Annotated in this window: 16 protein-coding genes and 1 pseudogene; 12 read left to right on the forward strand and 5 right to left on the reverse strand. The window is 41.9% G+C overall.

The genetic code is table 11. The features are described from left to right. Entirely contained in the window at nt 1–1,014 is a 1,014-nt protein-coding gene (locus tag ACFOSV_RS14660; protein ID WP_377906777.1) for a hypothetical protein, read from the forward strand. A gap of 384 nt (nt 1,015–1,398) precedes the next feature. On the opposite strand, the gene rfbA is transcribed toward ACFOSV_RS14660, so the two are convergent. Beyond that, on the reverse strand, nt 1,399–2,256 hold the full coding sequence (gene rfbA, locus ACFOSV_RS14665; RefSeq protein WP_377906778.1) for a glucose-1-phosphate thymidylyltransferase RfbA: 858 nt from the start codon (nt 2,254–2,256) through the stop codon (nt 1,399–1,401). Nucleotides 2,257–2,323: 67 nt separating this feature from the next. On the opposite strand from rfbA, the gene ACFOSV_RS14670 reads away from it, so the two are divergent. The 8 genes and pseudogenes from ACFOSV_RS14670 to ACFOSV_RS14705 all read left to right on the forward strand — a co-directional run bounded on the left by ACFOSV_RS14670 (nt 2,324) and on the right by ACFOSV_RS14705 (nt 9,172). Beyond that, nucleotides 2,324–3,589 carry a glycosyltransferase gene (locus tag ACFOSV_RS14670; protein ID WP_377906779.1) on the forward strand — a complete coding sequence of 422 codons (1,266 nt, stop codon included), beginning with the start codon at nt 2,324–2,326 and terminating at the stop codon, nt 3,587–3,589. A gap of 4 nt (nt 3,590–3,593) precedes the next feature. Further along, nucleotides 3,594–5,090: a glycoside hydrolase family 32 protein gene (locus tag ACFOSV_RS14675; protein ID WP_377906780.1), complete on the forward strand. Its 1,497-nt coding sequence runs from the start codon at nt 3,594–3,596 to the stop codon at nt 5,088–5,090. Between the two features lie 82 nt (nt 5,091–5,172). Continuing rightward, the gene (locus ACFOSV_RS14680) at nt 5,173–5,601 is read left to right on the forward strand and encodes a (4Fe-4S)-binding protein (protein WP_377906781.1); all 429 of its coding nucleotides are present in this window, start codon (nt 5,173–5,175) and stop codon (nt 5,599–5,601) included. Nucleotides 5,602–5,603: 2 nt separating this feature from the next. After that, nucleotides 5,604–6,167 carry a glutathione-regulated potassium-efflux system oxidoreductase KefF gene (gene kefF / locus ACFOSV_RS14685; RefSeq protein ID WP_377906782.1) on the forward strand — a complete coding sequence of 188 codons (564 nt, stop codon included), beginning with the start codon at nt 5,604–5,606 and terminating at the stop codon, nt 6,165–6,167. A 7-nt stretch (nt 6,168–6,174) separates the two neighbouring features. Then, nucleotides 6,175–8,043, forward strand: coding sequence for a monovalent cation:proton antiporter-2 (CPA2) family protein (locus ACFOSV_RS14690; RefSeq protein WP_377906783.1), 1,869 nt, complete (start codon nt 6,175–6,177; stop codon nt 8,041–8,043). Between the two features lie 106 nt (nt 8,044–8,149). After that, nucleotides 8,150–8,650 (forward strand): annotated as a pseudogene (locus ACFOSV_RS14695) (efflux RND transporter permease subunit); the annotation flags it as partial. A gap of 2 nt (nt 8,651–8,652) precedes the next feature. Continuing rightward, a complete protein-coding gene (locus tag ACFOSV_RS14700; protein WP_377906785.1) occupies nt 8,653–8,901 on the forward strand; it encodes an acyl carrier protein in 249 nt (82 codons plus the stop codon). Nucleotides 8,902–8,962: 61 nt separating this feature from the next. Beyond that, entirely contained in the window at nt 8,963–9,172 is a 210-nt protein-coding gene (locus ACFOSV_RS14705) for a YwbE family protein (protein ID WP_377906786.1), read from the forward strand. Here ACFOSV_RS14705 and ACFOSV_RS14710 read toward each other — a convergent pair. The 3 genes from ACFOSV_RS14710 to ACFOSV_RS14720 form a co-directional block, all read right to left on the reverse strand. After that, nucleotides 9,163–9,633: a YehS family protein gene (locus ACFOSV_RS14710; RefSeq protein ID WP_377906787.1), complete on the reverse strand. Its 471-nt coding sequence runs from the start codon at nt 9,631–9,633 to the stop codon at nt 9,163–9,165. The two genes, ACFOSV_RS14705 and ACFOSV_RS14710, sit on opposite strands and share 10 nt — an antisense overlap. A 51-nt stretch (nt 9,634–9,684) precedes the next feature. Further along, a complete protein-coding gene (locus ACFOSV_RS14715; protein WP_377906788.1) occupies nt 9,685–11,064 on the reverse strand; it encodes an MATE family efflux transporter in 1,380 nt (459 codons plus the stop codon). A gap of 80 nt (nt 11,065–11,144) precedes the next feature. Further along, nucleotides 11,145–11,831, reverse strand: coding sequence for a 6-phosphogluconolactonase (locus ACFOSV_RS14720; protein ID WP_377906789.1), 687 nt, complete (start codon nt 11,829–11,831; stop codon nt 11,145–11,147). A 293-nt stretch (nt 11,832–12,124) separates the two neighbouring features. On the opposite strand from ACFOSV_RS14720, the gene ACFOSV_RS14725 reads away from it, so the two are divergent. Together ACFOSV_RS14725 and ACFOSV_RS14730 are read left to right on the forward strand one after the other, a co-directional pair. Beyond that, nucleotides 12,125–13,165, forward strand: coding sequence for an alpha/beta hydrolase (locus tag ACFOSV_RS14725; RefSeq protein ID WP_377906790.1), 1,041 nt, complete (start codon nt 12,125–12,127; stop codon nt 13,163–13,165). A gap of 2 nt (nt 13,166–13,167) precedes the next feature. Beyond that, entirely contained in the window at nt 13,168–14,826 is a 1,659-nt protein-coding gene (locus ACFOSV_RS14730) for a hypothetical protein (RefSeq protein WP_377906791.1), read from the forward strand. Nucleotide 14,827: 1 nt separating this feature from the next. Here the strand turns inward: ACFOSV_RS14730 and ACFOSV_RS14735 are convergent, their stop codons facing one another. After that, nucleotides 14,828–15,796: a tryptophan 2,3-dioxygenase family protein gene (locus ACFOSV_RS14735; protein ID WP_377906792.1), complete on the reverse strand. Its 969-nt coding sequence runs from the start codon at nt 15,794–15,796 to the stop codon at nt 14,828–14,830. Between the two features lie 116 nt (nt 15,797–15,912). Between ACFOSV_RS14735 and ACFOSV_RS14740 the strand changes: the two genes are divergently transcribed. Next, on the forward strand, nt 15,913–17,118 hold the full coding sequence (locus ACFOSV_RS14740) for an acyl-CoA dehydrogenase family protein (RefSeq protein ID WP_377906793.1): 1,206 nt from the start codon (nt 15,913–15,915) through the stop codon (nt 17,116–17,118). Nucleotides 17,119–17,174 lie beyond the last annotated feature (56 nt).

Here is a 17,174-nt window from a genome sequence, read left to right on the forward strand (position 1 = left end):
ATGGCGCTGATTAGCAAAAAGAAAAAGATTTTCTCGATTAGTCCCGGCCTGAGAGAATATCTGGTGGGATACTCGCGGGAGGTGGATATTCCCATTCACTATCATGAGCTTTTGCGCTATACCAGCTCCATTTCACTGTACGACTCCAAGGATCAGGATACCCTTTGGGAAACGGTCTTTTATGATCAATCCGATCGCGAAGAAATTCACTTAAACGTCAAGAAAATCTACGCTTTGCTCAAGGCCGGAGGTGATATGAGCGTGATGCAGCACCTGTATGTGGACCGGATTGACCTTTGCGTATATGGAAATACGCAGCCCTTTCGGGTTCGGATAGTAAATCGAATCAACGATAACTTCGACTATTTCTACATCAAAAATGCGGATGCGTCGCGGGTCTATGGATTAGAATTGGAGCATTTGCTTTCCCCTAATCGAATCAGCTATCTCGTACACCAAAACACCCTGATCGAGGAACATATCGCTGGGATTCCTGGGGATAAGTTTATGAAGGAACATATGGATCTGCATCATACGAATGCGATTCGCCTTGCCAAGGAGTTTGTGAAATTCAATGAGCGCTGTTTTGTGCGACTTTTAGGCGACATGCACTCCTCTAATTTTGTGATTGATGTGACTCCGGATTTTGAAGAAACGCATTACCGTATCCGCGCTATTGATTTTGACCAGCAGTCCTATGAGGGTAAAAAGTCCATTTATCTCCCTCAATATTTTAAGGAAAATAATGCGCTCATCGACTTGGGCATGAAATACATCACTCCAGAGTCCATGCGCCAGTATCAGAAGGAAGAGCGAACCTTGATCTCCAATCGCGTGAAATCAGCCAAAGTCACGATCAAAAACATTCTCAATGCCATGGAAGGAGATGTACTTTCCATTCCAGAGAATATAGAAAGCCTAAAGAAGGATCTGGCCAAGCATTATAAAACACAGGATTTTTTGGGTGCCAAAAACATGGGGCAACTCCTAAGAATCAGCCTAAATCAATTGTAGGGACAACTCGTCTGTGAGGGTCTCAAATCATTTTTTCGTCGATACTTTTGAAGACCAAAAGTATCCAAAAGTCTTGGCACCGTTCTTTTCTTTCCGCTGGTAGCGTTTCCTGCAAAGTAAAATCTTGTAAAAAGCGGAATTTTGTCCTGGTTTGCCACCCTAAAAATGACTGGGTCTCCCTCGATCCCTCGGGAGCCAAGTCATTTTCTATACGGGTTTACAAAACAGTCCAAAACCGAAAATCCCGCAGGGCCCTGTAACCGAAAGATCACAGTGCATTTCAAACTATTGCTGGTAGAACGATTTGTTGCCGATTTTAATCTAGCATTCGTTTAGGGCTTTTCATTAAAATCGTGAAAGAACCAATTAGGATTTCTCTAAGCTCTAAACCAATCGTCTTAAATACCCCCCGTAGCCGCTTTTTCCGAGTTTGTCGGCAGCTTTCAAGAGCTGTTCTTTTCCGATAAAGCCGTTGCGATATGCAATCTCTTCGATGCATCCGATTTTAAGCCCTTGACGCTCTTCGATCACTTCTACGAAAGTAGCCGCCTGAAGCAAAGATTGGTGCGTCCCAGTATCCAGCCAAGCCGTACCGCGATTCAAAATGGCCACTTGAAGTGCCTTTTTTTTCAAATACACATTATTGATATCGGTAATTTCGAGTTCGCCCCTAGGGCTAGGCTTGATGTTTTTGGCGATCTCTACTACTTCATTGTCATAAAAATATAAGCCAGGTACCGCAAAATTAGATTTCGGGTTTGTTGGCTTTTCCTCGATACTTACTGCCATCTGGTTATCATCAAACTCCACCACTCCATAGCGCTCTGGATCATTGACATGATAGGCAAAAACCACCCCTCCTTGAGGATCGGTATTCTCTTGCAAGGTTTTATGAAGGCCCGAGCCATAAAAAATATTATCCCCTAAAATCAAGGCAACTTTGTCATTACCAATGAATTTCTCTCCAATAATAAAAGCCTGAGCTAATCCATCTGGACTTGGTTGTACGGCATATTCGAAGGTACAGCCCACTTGCGAACCATCCCCCAAGAGCTTTTGAAATGCCTCCGAATCATCCGGAGTGGTGATAATCAAAATCTCACGGATCCCAGCCATCATCAAAACCGATAGCGGATAGTAGATCATCGGCTTATCGTAAACAGGCATCAGCTGTTTTGACACGGCGATAGTCAGCGGGTAAAGTCTGGTGCCGGATCCCCCGGCCAAAATAATTCCTTTCATAAGCTTATATTAGAAACAATATCTAGATCGAAGATCAAAACTATCAATTATTTCCATTCCAAAGAAAATGAAATTGCTCTTTACCGCCCTTGGATCACGAGGTGATATCGAACCCTTTCTTGCGCAGGCAGAGCTTTTCAGGGCTGAACACGAGATTATGTGTGTTTTCCCTGAGCAATTTCGTGAGGAAGTAGAAAAATTAGGCTATCAATTTGAAGGATTTGATCCCGCATTTTTGGAGCTTCTAGGCTCAGCCACTGGCAAGCAAGTCATGGGAGGAAGTGGAGTTTTTTTCACCAAAATCAATGGATATCTGAAATTGATGAAGTCATCCATGAAACTTCAACAGTCTATCATTGATGTACAGCGAAATAGTATTAGAAGCTTCCAGCCAGATCGAGTGATTTTTCACGCGAAATGCCTGTATGGTTTTATTGGGGCTTTCTCAAACCCAGCAAAATACATTCTTCTCAATGCAATCCCTTGCATGAACCATCCTACCGAAGACTACCCACATATCGGTTTTGGAAAGTGGGGGGAATTCAGTCCGAAATGGAATCTGCGAAGCTACTCTCTAATCAATGGGGCCAGACGGATCATGTTCAAAAAGTTTTTGGGTACCTATTATTCAGATTTTCCTTCAAAGAAATTTACTCCATCAGCTCTTGGAAAATTTGAAGAGCTAGAGCTAAAAACCATCTATCAAATCTCTGTACACCTTTTTCCTAAACCAAAAGACTGGCCCGAGACAGCGGTGATTTCTGGCTATCTGCATAGAGACCAAGCGAGGACATACCAACCTGAAACAGCACTGCAAGACTGGCTTAAAAACCATCCAAAAGCCATATTGCTCACCTTTGGATCCATGAGCAATCCCAGACCCCAGGAGATTTCAAGGATTTTAATTGATCTCTTGGTGGAAAAAGGCATTCCCGCCATCGTCAATACCTCTTGGGGAGGATTGGAGAAAATAGACGGAAGTCCAGAATCGATTTTCTACACCAATCATATCCCCTACGATTACATCATGCCAAAGCTTTATGGGGTGATCCATCATGGAGGCTCGGGCACCACTCATCTTACCAGCTTATTCGGATGCGTACAATTAATTATTCCGCATATCATCGATCAGTTTTTTTGGAATAATTTGGTTGCAGAAAAGAATCTTGGTCCGAAAGGGATTCCTGTAAAGAGCCTAGACAAATCAAATTTATCCTCAATTTTAGATGATTTTTGGACCAATTCAATCTATCCCGAAAACGGAAAAATAGTATCGAACCAAATGAATACTGAATTGGATAAAGAAACCCTCAAATCTTATATTTTAAATTGATCAAATGAACTTCAAATTTTCCCAAATCGTAGTCCTCATTCTTTCGGTGGTCCTTTTGTCCTGCCAAAAGGGTGAGAATATTACCTTCGAAAACCCCACTGGAGAGAAATACAGACCAGAATACCACTTCACCCCTCCTACCGGCTGGATGAATGACCCCAACGGGATGTTTTTTCTGGATGGCACCTATCATCTATTTTACCAACACTATCCCGATTCCACGGTTTGGGGGCCAATGCATTGGGGGCATGCCACAAGTACGGATATGCTCACTTGGGAGCATCAGCCCATCGCTATATATCCAGATAGTTTGGGATATATTTTCTCAGGTTCGGCTGTTTTGGATATTGAAAACAGTTCGGAGCTTGGTACGATCGAAAATCCGCCTTTGGTTGCCATTTTCACCTATCATGACCCTGTGGGAGAAAAAACCACGTCCACTACCTTTCAAACACAAGGCATTGCCTATTCCTTGGATAAAGGAAAAAGCTGGGAAAAATATTCTGGTAACCCTGTATTACCAAATCCAGGTATTCGGGACTTTAGAGATCCCAAAGTAGCTAAAATTCAAAACTCTGATGGGATGGCTAGCTGGGTGATGACCCTAGCCGTAAAGGATGAAATTCATTTCTATAGTTCTCCAGATCTGATCAATTGGACTTTACTTAGCACTTTTGGGAAAACACTTGGAGCTCATGGTGGAGTGTGGGAATGTCCAGACTTATTGCCATTCACCGCACCCGATGGTCAGCAAAAATGGGTGCTTTTGGTCAGTATCAATCCTGGGGGACCACAACAAGGCTCAGCTACTCAATATTTCATTGGAAACTTTGAAAATGGAGTTTTCACTCCTGATGATGAAATGATTCGCTGGCTGGATTATGGGCCGGATAATTATGCCGGAGTCACTTGGAGTAATATTCCCGATGCGGATGGTCGTACCCTTTTTATAGGATGGATGAGCAATTGGCTTTACAGTCAGGTGGTTCCTACCGAGAGTTGGCGATCCGCCATGACCATTCCTAGAGACTTGAGTTTGTTTGATGTAAATGGCACCCTTCTACTCAAATCCGGACCAGTAAAAGAGATGGAAAGTCTGCGCATAGAGACCTTCGAAATCGGTAAAAATTCATCACTTCCAGGTCATGCATTTGAGTTTAGTGCAGACATTGATTCGGATAATTTTGCATTCAAAATCCTGAATGAGTCTGGCGAAGAAATTCTTTTTTCCAAGGAAAATGGTTTGATCACCATAGATCGACGCAATGCAGGTCCGAATGATTTTCATCCTGATTTTGCAGCAGCCCATGCCGCGCCGATGAGTTGGAAGGCCGAAAAAGTAAGATTATTCGTTGATGCTCATTCTGTGGAGCTTTTCATCAATGAGGGTGAAATCGTAATGACCTCTACTGTATTTCCAGAAAATCCTTTCACTAAAATAGAAAGCACTTCTGGCTTGAATGACGAAAAGATTTTTAAATTAAAGAAAGTTATGAACTGAGTCCGAACATCGAAAGCAGCCTAGAAATTGAATCGACTGGACGACCTTGTTTCTGCCTCAACACTCCAAACCAAACCTATTTATGTCTACACAAGAAATCAAAAAGGAATACTCCAATGGTGAAGTCACCATCACATGGGAACCTAAGAAGTGCATCCATGCAGCAAACTGTGTCAAAGGTTTGCCAGGCGTCTTTGATGCGAACAAAAAACCATGGATCAATGCTCAGGGAGCTTCTACGGATCAAATCATCAATCAGGTGAAAGCTTGTCCCAGTGGTGCTTTAGGCTACTATTTGGACAAAAAAGAGGAGGAAGACCCAATAAGCGAAGAGCAAATTGTAGAAGTCGCCAAAAATGGCCCACTCATGGTCTATGGCAATATCAAAGTCAAAATGCCCGATGGAAATACACTTACCAAGTCCAAAGTCTCGGCTTTTTGTAGATGTGGTGCTAGTCAAAACAAGCCCTTTTGCGACGGATCACATAAAAAAATTGATTTTCAAGGATAGCCATGCGGAAAGTATTGGTGCTTTTTGCACATCCAAAGTTTGAGCATTCGGATGCCAATAAAGCCTTACTCAGGGCTATTTCCGATTTGGAAAATGTGACGGTAAGAGATCTGTACGAACTCTATCCAGAATTCAATATTTCTATTCAAAAAGAACAAGAGATCCTTTTTGAACATGAAGTTGTGATTTGGCATCATCCATTTTACTGGTATTCTTGCCCGCCATTGTTGAAGCAGTGGATTGATTTGGTTTTGGAATTTGGATGGGCATATGGTCCCGGTGGCATTTATTTAAAGAACAAATATGTCCTGAACGCCATCACATCTGGCGGGTCCAAGGAAGCTTATGGCCCAGAAGGGAAAAATAATTACACCATTGATGAATTTTTAAGACCCTTTGAACAGACCGCTCGTCTCTGCGGAATGCACTATCTCCCCTATTTTCAGGTTCACGGTACACATAGAATTGATCCGGAAGAGCTTCGAGCCAAAGCTGAAGACTACCGTAAGTTGTTGGTTCATCTTAGAGATTCTGAAGAAATTGAAATAACTAACCCTCAATCCTGAAGCGACCATGGAAGGATTTTTACCCCAAGCTGTAGTCTATATTTTAGCGGCAATCATTTGTGTTCCTATTGCTAAAAAACTGGGAATGGGTTCAGTTTTGGGCTATTTGATTGCCGGAATTGTGATTGGACCTTATCTCTTAGGCTTTCTCTCCGAAGGAGAAGACATCATGCACAAGGCCGAATTTGGGGTGGTAATGATGCTATTTCTAATCGGTCTGGAGCTAGAACCTAAGAATCTTTGGAAAATGCGAGAACTGATTTTGCGCGTTGGGCTCTCGCAAGTTTTGATCAGTTCGGTCCTACTTTTTCTCATCGTCATAGCACTTGGCTTTTCTTGGCAGGTCTCGTTGACCATTGGTTTATCAATGGCTCTCTCTTCTACAGCAATCGTTTTGCAGTCCTTGAAAGAAAAAAATCAAATGGATAGCCCCGTGGGGAAGCTTTCATTTGGGGTGTTACTCATGCAGGATATTGCAGTCATTCCTATTTTGGCGGTTTTACCACTCCTAGTAGTGGCAAATGAAGGGCTTGGCCAAGGAGCAGAATCCCACGGCTTAATCGATAATTTTCCGGCCTGGGCACAAACTCTATTTATTTTCGGTGCCATTGGATTGGTCATCCTTCTCGGCAGATATGCATTTGGTCCATTGCTGAATTTGGTTTCCAAAACGCGACTCAGAGAATTATTCACAGCTTCTGCGCTACTCATCGTGGTAGGAATTGCTCTCTTGATGGAATTTGTAGGGTTGAGCCCTGCCTTAGGAACCTTCCTTGCAGGAGTAATTTTGGCCAATAGCCCCTATAAACATGCGCTTGAATCCGATCTAGATCCTTTTAAAGGTCTTCTATTAGGATTGTTTTTTATGGCTGTGGGTGCCACGATTAATTTCAATCTTATTTTTTCTAATGCAACCGCGATTTTATCCGCCACTTTGGGAGTAATAATCCTTAAGTCAATTGTGCTTTTGGCCATAGGATGGAAGAAAAAATTGCCTGCTTCTCAAAATTTATCCTTTGCCATTGGACTGGCTCAGGTTGGTGAATTCTCATTTGTTACCTACGCATTTGCTTCCCAATTGGGGATTTTCGATAGTGAAATTTCAGATTTTTTGATGGCCATTACGGCTTTAAGCATGACAATCACGCCTTTGATCTCCGTGCTTCTAGACAAGGTGGTATTACCACAAATGGATCGGGTGAAGGAGGAAGAAAAAGAAATGGATGACATCGAAATGAAGAGAAATGTGATCCTGCTTGGCTTTGCACATTTTGGATCCACTTTGGGACGATTCCTCCGTGCCAATGGGATTGAAGCTACGGTTTTGGATTACAATCCAGATCGGGTGGATTTCCTTCGGAAAATGGGATTCAAAGTATATTTTGGTGATGCCACAAGACTTGATTTGCTTCAGGCGGCCGGTGCTGAAGAAGCTGATATTATTATCTCCGCAATTAAAGATGCGGAAACCAATATTAAGCTTGTAGAGCTTTGCAAAAAGCATTTTCCCAAAATCAAAGTTATGATCAGAGCCAAAAACCGGGTGGATGCATACGAGCTAATGGAAATGGGTGTGGATAATATCTACAGAGAACACTTGGACACATCCATTCGAATGGGTGAGGACGTGCTCAAAAAACTTGGGTTCCGGGCGCACACGGTCCATCGATTGGCACAAAGCTTCAAGGAACACGATGAGTCAGCAATGAAGGTCCTTGTGAACTATAAGAATGATGAAAAGGAATATATTTCAAAGGTCAAATTGCAAATCGAAATGCAGGAAGCTCTACTTTCAGGAGAATTGTCAAGAAAATTTTCACTCAATGATCATGCTTGGGACAGTGACTCCATGAAAAAAACGGTCAAAGAATCCTGAGACATTTATTTTTCCGATTGTCAGAATAACAAGTTCTCAGATTTATCAGAGGGTTGTTTCCAGAAATTACAGAACAGAAAATTGACAGATTCTCGAATACCCCTAGGAGACTAGGCAGGAATCATTTGCAGGATTCAATACCGTGATAATCGTCACAGTATTCTCCATCATTGCTGTATTAATTTTGCTTTTCAAAACCTTTAAGAGCACAATCATCGTATTATCGGTTATTCCGCTCGGAATGGTGGGAGCTTTAGTTGCACTTTGGATCACAGGGAACTCTTTATCCTTTGTTGCGATTATTGGTCTTATCGCTCTAGCAGGTATCGAGGTAAAGACCTCGATACTTTTAGTCGATTTTACGAATCAACTCCGCCTGGAAGGGAAAGATTTGGAATTAGCCATTCGTGAAGCCGGTGAAGTACGATTTTTACCAATTGTACTCACAACAATCACAGCCATAGGGGGGTTGATTCCCTTAGCGATCTCTACCAACCCTTTGATTTCTTGTCTGGCCATTGTGCTGATTGGAGGATTGATTAGTTCGACCGTTTTATCAAGAATTGTGACACCGGTAATGTATAAGCTATTACCACCAAAAATATAACTATGAATCAACAATTTACTACCCTCAAAAAAGCCGTGGAAGTTTTTCACTCTTATGGCATTTCTGTTTCAGGTCCACGAAAGAATGATCATTTCATTCAAAACCTGAATATGGATCCAGTTTTTATTAATGGATTGATCTTCGAACTGGAGTTTCAGCTTCAGTTATTTATTCAGGATGAAAAGATCTGCAGTGCGAAAACACCAAAGGAATTGATCGAGTTGTTTCTTTCTCTTCAAATACAAAATTGATTCAAAACCAATTAAAAAAGGTCTGTTTTTGAAGAAATCAGACCTTTTTTTCTTTCATATCATGGAAAAGCAAACACTCTCTGGCTCAATCCGAGCAAATATTCAAATTGGTTCTGAAGTAGCTGTAGTTCAAAAACATCATCAGCGCTCTGGAGAACTCACAAAAGGCACGGTGAAAAGAATCCTCACAAGCTCTCCATCACATCCACACGGTATTAAAGTCATGCTTGAAACTGGCGAAGTAGGCCGGGTCAAATCAGTTTATATTTGATCCGTCCTTCTAAATCTCTTTTGCAAGCCTCGCAAAAAGTATCGCAAGACTTGATCCTTACAAACTCGGAATTGCTTCTGGCTAGGGTTGCGAAAAAAAGCACTCAATTCATGTGGGCTAATGTGCATTCCAACAGATGAAAGCACCTCCAAAATATCATCCTCTTTGTAATTAAGGGCGATTCGAAGTTTTCTAAAAATCTGATTATTGTTTAGGCTTTTTTCAGTTTTTGGGATTTCCCCATCTTTTTTTCCTCGATTTTTAATAATCAATCCATTCAGAAACCCTGCTAAATCCTTATCAAAAAAAGCTGCAAACTCAGGATCATCATCCCGCTTGAGCCAGTTGGAAACTTCGCTTCGGGAAACCTCTCGCTCAGTAAGCCCGAAAATCTCAATCATCTCAGCATCCTTGAAGTCAAATGTGTACCGAAGGGTTCGCAGGATATCGTTATTATTCATGCCTTAAAGGTAATAAATGAAAGCCAAAGAGGGCTAGAAGACTGCCCCAAACTATACTTCCATGAGCTTCCATTTCCCCCTTCGGAAAAAGTAATAAGAAACCAAGGAATGAAACGAATGGCAAAAGGAAATTGCAATAAAAATCCCCAAATGGCCCATTCCAAAAGTAAACGCCAAGGCATAGGCAAGCGGGATTTCAATAAACCAAAGCACCCCAATATTAATCCAAGCTGGTGTCTTGGTATCTCCAGCACCATTAAATGCCTGAGTGAGCACCATTCCCACCGCAAAAAAGACATAACCCAACACGATCACTTGAAGTCCTTGTTTGGCCACCTCTTGAACTTGAGGGATATCTGTAAAGAAACCAGCTAGCTGTTCTGCAAAAAGCAAATAAATCCCAGTTACTGAAGCCATAAATATTACGGCGTATCGCACAGTCAACCAAACTGCTTCTTCAGCTCTTTTAGGCTGCTTCGCTCCGAGATTTTGTCCAACCAAAGTAGCTGCAGCTCCAGATAACCCCCAGGCCGGTAAAATGGTGAATATCAAAATCCTAAAAGCAATCGTATAGCCCGCCAAGGACGCAGATCCAAACTCAGCATTCATTCGAGTCAGTGCGATCCAAGAAACTGAATCGATAAGAAACTGACCCATCCCTCCTGCTGCGATATCCATTATTTTCTTGATAATTACCCAGCTGATCACAAGGTTTTCCTTGAGGATTTTCAGCTTGTGCTTCCCATTAAAAAGATGGTATAATTGGTAAAGAACCCCGATTCCTCGCCCCAAGGTCGTGGCAATAGCTGCGCCTTCAAGACCAAAGCCATCAAAACTTCCCAGACCAAAAATAAACAAAGGGTCCAAAACAATATTCAGACCGTTTGCAATCCAAAGGGACCGCATGGCATGATGTGCTTGCCCTGCCCCTCTAAAAGCTCCATTGATGAGAAAAAGGAGCATGATGGCTGTATTTCCAGCAAAAATGATCCTAGAATACATCACTCCTGAATCAACCACGTCTTGCTCTGCTCCCATCAAACTCAGGATATCTGCTGCAAATACCCATCCTGAAACTCCCAAAATGATGGAAATTACTCCTCCGACCACTAAAAGTTGAAAGGCGGCAGAACCTGCATCCTTGTAATTTTTTTCGCCAAATCGACGAGATATCAAAGCCGTCGCAGCCATTGAAATCCCAAATCCTACCGCGTAGACTAACACAATCACAGATTCCGTCAAACCAACTGTAGCGATAGCGTTTTCCCCTAGCTTAGCTACAAAAAATATATCTACCACCGCAAAGAGGGATTCCATCATCATCTCTAGGATCATCGGAATCGCCAATACGACAATAGCTGTTTTAAGCGAAAGTTGGGTGAAATCTTGTTCCTTACCCTGGATTGCGTCCTTGATTAATTGCCAGGTCATTTTAGGTTCAAGTTTTTTGGGGTGTTTGAAAATGAATATTAAGGCCGTAAATATGCTAAAAATCCTGCTCTGGTCATCCTCTATAGCTCGCCTAGGACTTCATTATCCAAAATAACCTCGGCATTCGGATGCAGCCAAAGTAGGGATGCTGGAAGAGTATTGGTGACTTGCTGGGTTAAAAACTTCTCCACAATCTCTTTTTTTCCTTTTCCAGTGATCAGCAGGATGATTTTTTTCGATTCGAAGATATTTCCCATTCCCAAGGTCATTCCATGACTTAGTGGAATTCCCACCTCTTGAATCATCCCATGACTCAAGGTTGATTCTGTCAGTTCTGCAACATGACAATAGGTTTGTAAAAACTCCCCAGGCTCATTTAAGGCCAAATGTCCATTTACGCCTATTCCTAGAATACAAACATCGATTGGCCCAGACTTCTCTAATTCATCCTGAATCCGATCACACTCATCCTTGGGAGCCAAGGTCAGCTCATCAAATGAAATATAGCGATCCGGGCGATGTTGAATCGGCTTCAATAATTTTTGCTGGATATCGTATTCAGAAGTAAACCTTGAGCCTTCTGGCAATCCCACCCACTCATCCAGCTTTATCACTCGCATCTCTTCAATTACTTGCGGAGACTCTTTGTATCGATCGACCATATGCTGGTAAAGCCCAGTGGGCGAACCACCGCTGGCAGCACAGAAAAGTAAATCAGGCCTTAATTCAACCTCCTTCATCATCAATTCAGCGGCGAGAGCACTCATTTCTTGATAATTTCTGCAGCGGTGTAGTTTCATAAGCCAAATTTCTGAAAGTGAAAAAAGCAAAAAATAGTGAAGCCACCACGTAAATCCATAAATCTTATTTCTGAAAAAATCACAGATAAATTAGAGAGGCATTGGAAATTCTTCCCCGTTAGGTCTTATTGAAATAAGAGCAGAATCATTTGTTAGTCAGTGGATTAATTCAGAAATTAAACGTCGCCGGAGGTTTTTTTGCCGGTATTAATAGAATTTCAATCTCTTTTTGACCCCATATTTTTAACTCAAAAAAAGCCATGGTAACTCACTACATCATCACCAATCGAGAGGTGACTTCTCGTAAAAGCAGAAATTACATTGCCGTCAATGACAAGGAATACATGCGAAAAGATGGAGACGAAGAAGCTCGTCACAATCTTCGGTATGGTACGGTCAGTTTTGACCCGAGAAAGATTAAAAAACTCAGCGACTTCAAAGTAAATATCCTGCCTGATGTGGCTACAGAAACCTTGGAAAAATACGCCGAAGGAGAAGCGGTGAACAAAAAAGTATTCCCCTCAACACAAATTTTTGAAGAACTCTATAAAAGTGGAGTCAAAGCGAAGGAAAAGGAGGACATTCTGGTGTTTGTGCACGGGTTTAGAAATGATCTGGAAGCAGCATTGGTTGCACTGGGTGAACTCCATAAAAAGTACGTGGAGCCAGATGATTCACCCATTCAAAAAATTGTTCTCTTCACTTGGCCTGCCAAAAAGAAAATGCTCAAATACCGCTCAGATGCTTATGACGCTGAGCAATCAGGCTTTGCACTTGCCCGATCCATGGGCAGTTTGAGGGAGTTTTTTAGGCAAAAATTCGTAGCAGAAAAGAAGCCCGGTTGTGATCAAAATATTCATTTGCTCTGCCATTCCATGGGAAATAGAGTGCTTCAAAGCATGATTTCCTCACTTATGGCAATTGAAGTCCCCATTACCAATATTTTTGGGCAAATCATATTGGCTGCACCGGATGTAGATTATGACGCTATGCAAGAACCAAAGCCTTTATACAAACTAATCGACTTGGGACAACGTGTGCATGTTTACTTTAACAATCGAGATCTAGCCCTTGAAGTATCAGAGACGACCAAAAATTCCTTCAACCGACTGGGAAGATGGGGCGCAAAAAAAACAGATCGACTGCCCGATGATGTGTACGAATGTGATGTGACAGAGACCTCAGATGCTAAAGGCATTTCAAACCAAGTGACCAATCATAGCTATTTTATTGCTTCAGAATCGGTAATTGAAGACATTAAAGCAGTCCTAAGTGGAAATTCATCAATTTTCAATTTTTGATTATGAAGTTTTCAGATCTCCACACGCACAATCACATGCGCGCGCATTTTTGGATGCAAGAAAACCCAAAGCGGTTCCAACGCAAGAATAGCTTTACGCCTTGGACTGTAATAGCTGGAAATCGCCGAGGGTATCTCAAAGGAAAAATGGGTGCCTCCTACAGCCAAGCCGATTTGGTGAAAGCATGGAATGCCAACGTTCGACTCACGTTCAATTCACTCTACCCTCTTGAACGACAATTTGTTCGTGGATTCAAAGTGACTCCCGGTAAGGACAAATGGTATCGTTTTTTGATCAGTTTCGCTACCACACACAAGCTTCCACTTCGAGATTTTATCCAAACAGCATACATGCGAATTCCTGATGAAGCCGTAGATTACTTTCAGTCGGATAATTACGATTATTGGGATTCTCTAAATAGAGAAATGCGTTTTGTGACTCAAGAATCAGGTACCCGCATCAAAAAAAATGAGATTTTTACTCCGGGCGTTTTTAGAAGAGTATTTGAATCAGAGAAAAAAAGGCGAGCGATCGCACACCTTGAAAATGACGCTAAGGATGCGCAATATTTTATTCCACAGAATAAAACTGAGCTTCAAAAGTCACTCGGGGACGATCAAGAAATTACCATGGTGATCACCGTAGAAGGTGCTCACGCATTCGGGACCGATCGTGCATCTATTGACAGCATTTCTGATAGGATTAAGGAAGTGAAAGAAAAATGGCCCGTAACCGTGTTTTTTGTAACATTTGCGCACCATTTCGACAATAAGCTTTGTGGACACGCCCACTCTATTCCAGATGTGGGAAAGCTACTTTTGGACCAGCGAATAAATCGGAATAAGGGTTTTAAAAAGGAAGGCATGCGAATCGCTCGTGAGCTCTTGGGTCTTAATGAAAGCTTGGAGAGAGATCCTGGCCTGGGCTATAGAATCCTTCTGGATGTAAAGCATATGAGTGCTCAATCTAGAAAAGACTACTATCAAGAGATCATCCTCAAATGCTTCGAAAAAGGTGACATTATTCCAGTCATTGGATCACACTGTGGCTATTCAGGACGAAAAACACTTGATGAGCATATCGCTCTTCAGGATAGCGAACGGGATGATTACTGCGAGCTTTGTGGAGACGAATCCCACTTAAAAAAACTGAGCAAAAAGGAACAGAAGGATTTTATAGCCAAGCAAAAGAGCGGAAAATTCAATTCATGGAATATCAATCTCTGTGATGAAGACATCGAAGTAATCGTCAAAACCAAGGGGCTTTTTGGACTTTCTTTCGATCAAAGGATCCTAGGAATAAAATCCAGCGACACTGATCAAAGAAATGGAATCGAACTACTTTGGGATAATATAGATGCTATCGCAAAGTCAGCCTATGCTAACAAAAATCTGACCGATGAAGAGAAAGCGAATGTTTGGAATTGTCTTACCATCGGAACAGATTTCGAAGGACTTATCGATCCACCTAATCCCTATCCATCCGTGCTTGAGTTTCCACTTTTCGCTGGGAATCTAATTTTCACCATAGAGCAAGCACGCAAGGTCAAAAATGCTAAGCATCTAAGTCATTTAAAAAGCCGAAAGGATGTAGAACAGTTGGTAGAAGACTTTTGCTATAACAATGCTGAAAGCTTTGTCTCCAAAAACTTCCCCAGATGATTTAAGGAAGCTTGTCTTCTCCGAAGATTTCTTTGACTACCCAGCCTTTTCCCCAATTCTCCATTTCCTCTTTTGACCAAAGTTCAGGGAAAAATATAACCTTCTGGAAACGTGGAGGAAGGTATTTTTGCCAGTTAGTTCCACCCGTCGCAGCGATATCAACAGGGTCTTTTTGTAGATAGCGCACAGCAGATTTGTAATGAGCCAAAGGCCAAAAGACATTGGCTTTGAGGTCAAATTGTCGCATCATTTCCGTCAATTCCTCTGAAGGATTTGATATCGACATGTACTTCTGCCAAATATTTTTTCGCCTATAATTCTCTATGATCTCGATCAGCTTTTTGCCATACTTGATCTCGAAGTTTTTAAGTGTGAGCGTCTTTTGTCCAGAAGCCAATTCGATCGCTCCCTTTTGCCAATATAAGTGCTCAAAAAGATCGTCGGATGGAGAATGATAGTCGTGCTCTGCTCTAAATTCCTGCGCCACTAAATGAAAAGCATCTGCTGCCATTAATTCTATCTCACGATATTGCGCACTTTGGAAGCCACTTGAGGGCAAAAGTGACATACGGAATTTCAAAAACTGCTCCCGCTCCATGCCTTTCCACATCATTGCGAAAGAATTGATCAAATGATCAAAATACATGAGAATCCGATCAAGCCTCTGCTTAAAAAACTCTTCCTGAATCTCATCTTGATCTGAGATTTGCTCCATTTCGGAAATTATCAGCTTAAAATACAGCTCAGTAATCTGGTGATAAATGATGAAAATCTTCTCGTCTTTAAAGCTGGTTTTAGGCTGCTGCAAAGACAATAGCACATCCAGATTGATGTATTCCCAGTAAGTGAGATAGTCTGCATAAAGCAGTCCCTCAAGATAGGAAAGCATATCCTGCCCTGAGGCTTTGAATTTTTCTTGAAGCTGATGAATCTTATCAAGAATTTTTGGGTCAAAATTTGATTCGTGCATGGGGGATTTTAATCAAAAAGATAGTTTTTTAAATGCTAATCTATTTATTTCGAAAAGCGTTATACTGCTAGCAGAAAGACAAAATTGTCTCATTCTATTCACAAAAAAAAATCTGTATGGAGACCGTAGAAATACACAAATCTCAGAAACAAGACCTATTTGAAGGCGTAGATTTCCTTGATTTGGACGATTTACTGACCGAGGAGCATAAATTAATCAGGAGTTCGATTCGAGATTTTGTAAAAAAAGAGATTTCCCCCTATATCGAAGACTGGGCACAAAAGGCCTATTTTCCTTATGATATTGTAAAGAAATTTGGTGACGTTGGTGCATTTGGCCCGCAGATTCCAAGTGAGTACGGCGGAGGGGGGCTTGATTACATCTCCTATGGCCTGATCATGCAAGAAATTGAGAGAGGTGATTCTGGAATGCGCTCCACAGCCTCCGTACAAGGCTCACTGGTCATGTACCCGATTTACAAATTTGGGAATGAGCAGCAACGTAAAAAATACCTCCCAAAGCTGGCTTCTGGCGAATATCTAGGTTGTTTTGGTTTGACTGAACCTGATCATGGATCCAATCCAAGTGGAATGACCACCAACTTCAAGGACATGGGTGATCACTATTTGCTCAATGGAGCTAAAATGTGGATTTCTAATTCTCCGAAGGCCGACATCGCAGTAGTGTGGGCTAAAAATGAAGAGGGCAGGATTCATGGCTTAATCGTAGAGCGAGGCATGGAAGGCTTTTCTACCCCAGAGACCCATGGCAAATGGTCACTAAGAGCATCGTGCACTGGTGAGTTGGTATTTGACAATGTGAAGGTCCCAAAGGAGAACTTACTTTTAGGAAAAACAGGTTTAGGTGCACCCATGATGTGTTTGGACTCTGCCCGATTTGGAATCGCCTGGGGTGCAATTGGTGCAGCCATGGACTGCTACGAGTCTGCTAGACGCTATGCAGCCGAGAGAATTCAATTTGGTAAGCCGATAGCGGGTTTTCAGCTAACGCAAAAGAAACTTGCCGAGATGCTTACTGAAATCACGAAAGCTCAATTACTGGCTTGGAAAGTAGGTAAAATGATGAATGAAGGAACTGCTCGCACGGTTCATATTTCTATGGCCAAGCGAAATAATGTAGAGATGGCACTGAATGTAGCTCGTGAAGCTCGTCAAATTCATGGAGGAATGGGTATCACTGGAGAATATCCACTGATGAGACATATGATGAATCTGGAATCTGTTCTTACTTATGAAGGAACTCATGACATTCACCTTCTGATTTTAGGAAATGAAATTACTGGAATCCAAGCCTTCAAATAATTAGGCTAGAACCAAAAAAAGCTCTCAGACTAACTCTGAGAGCTTTTTTTATGAGC

This window comes from Algoriphagus namhaensis (assembly GCF_042649705.1).
Lineage (GTDB): Bacteria > Bacteroidota > Bacteroidia > Cytophagales > Cyclobacteriaceae > Algoriphagus > Algoriphagus namhaensis.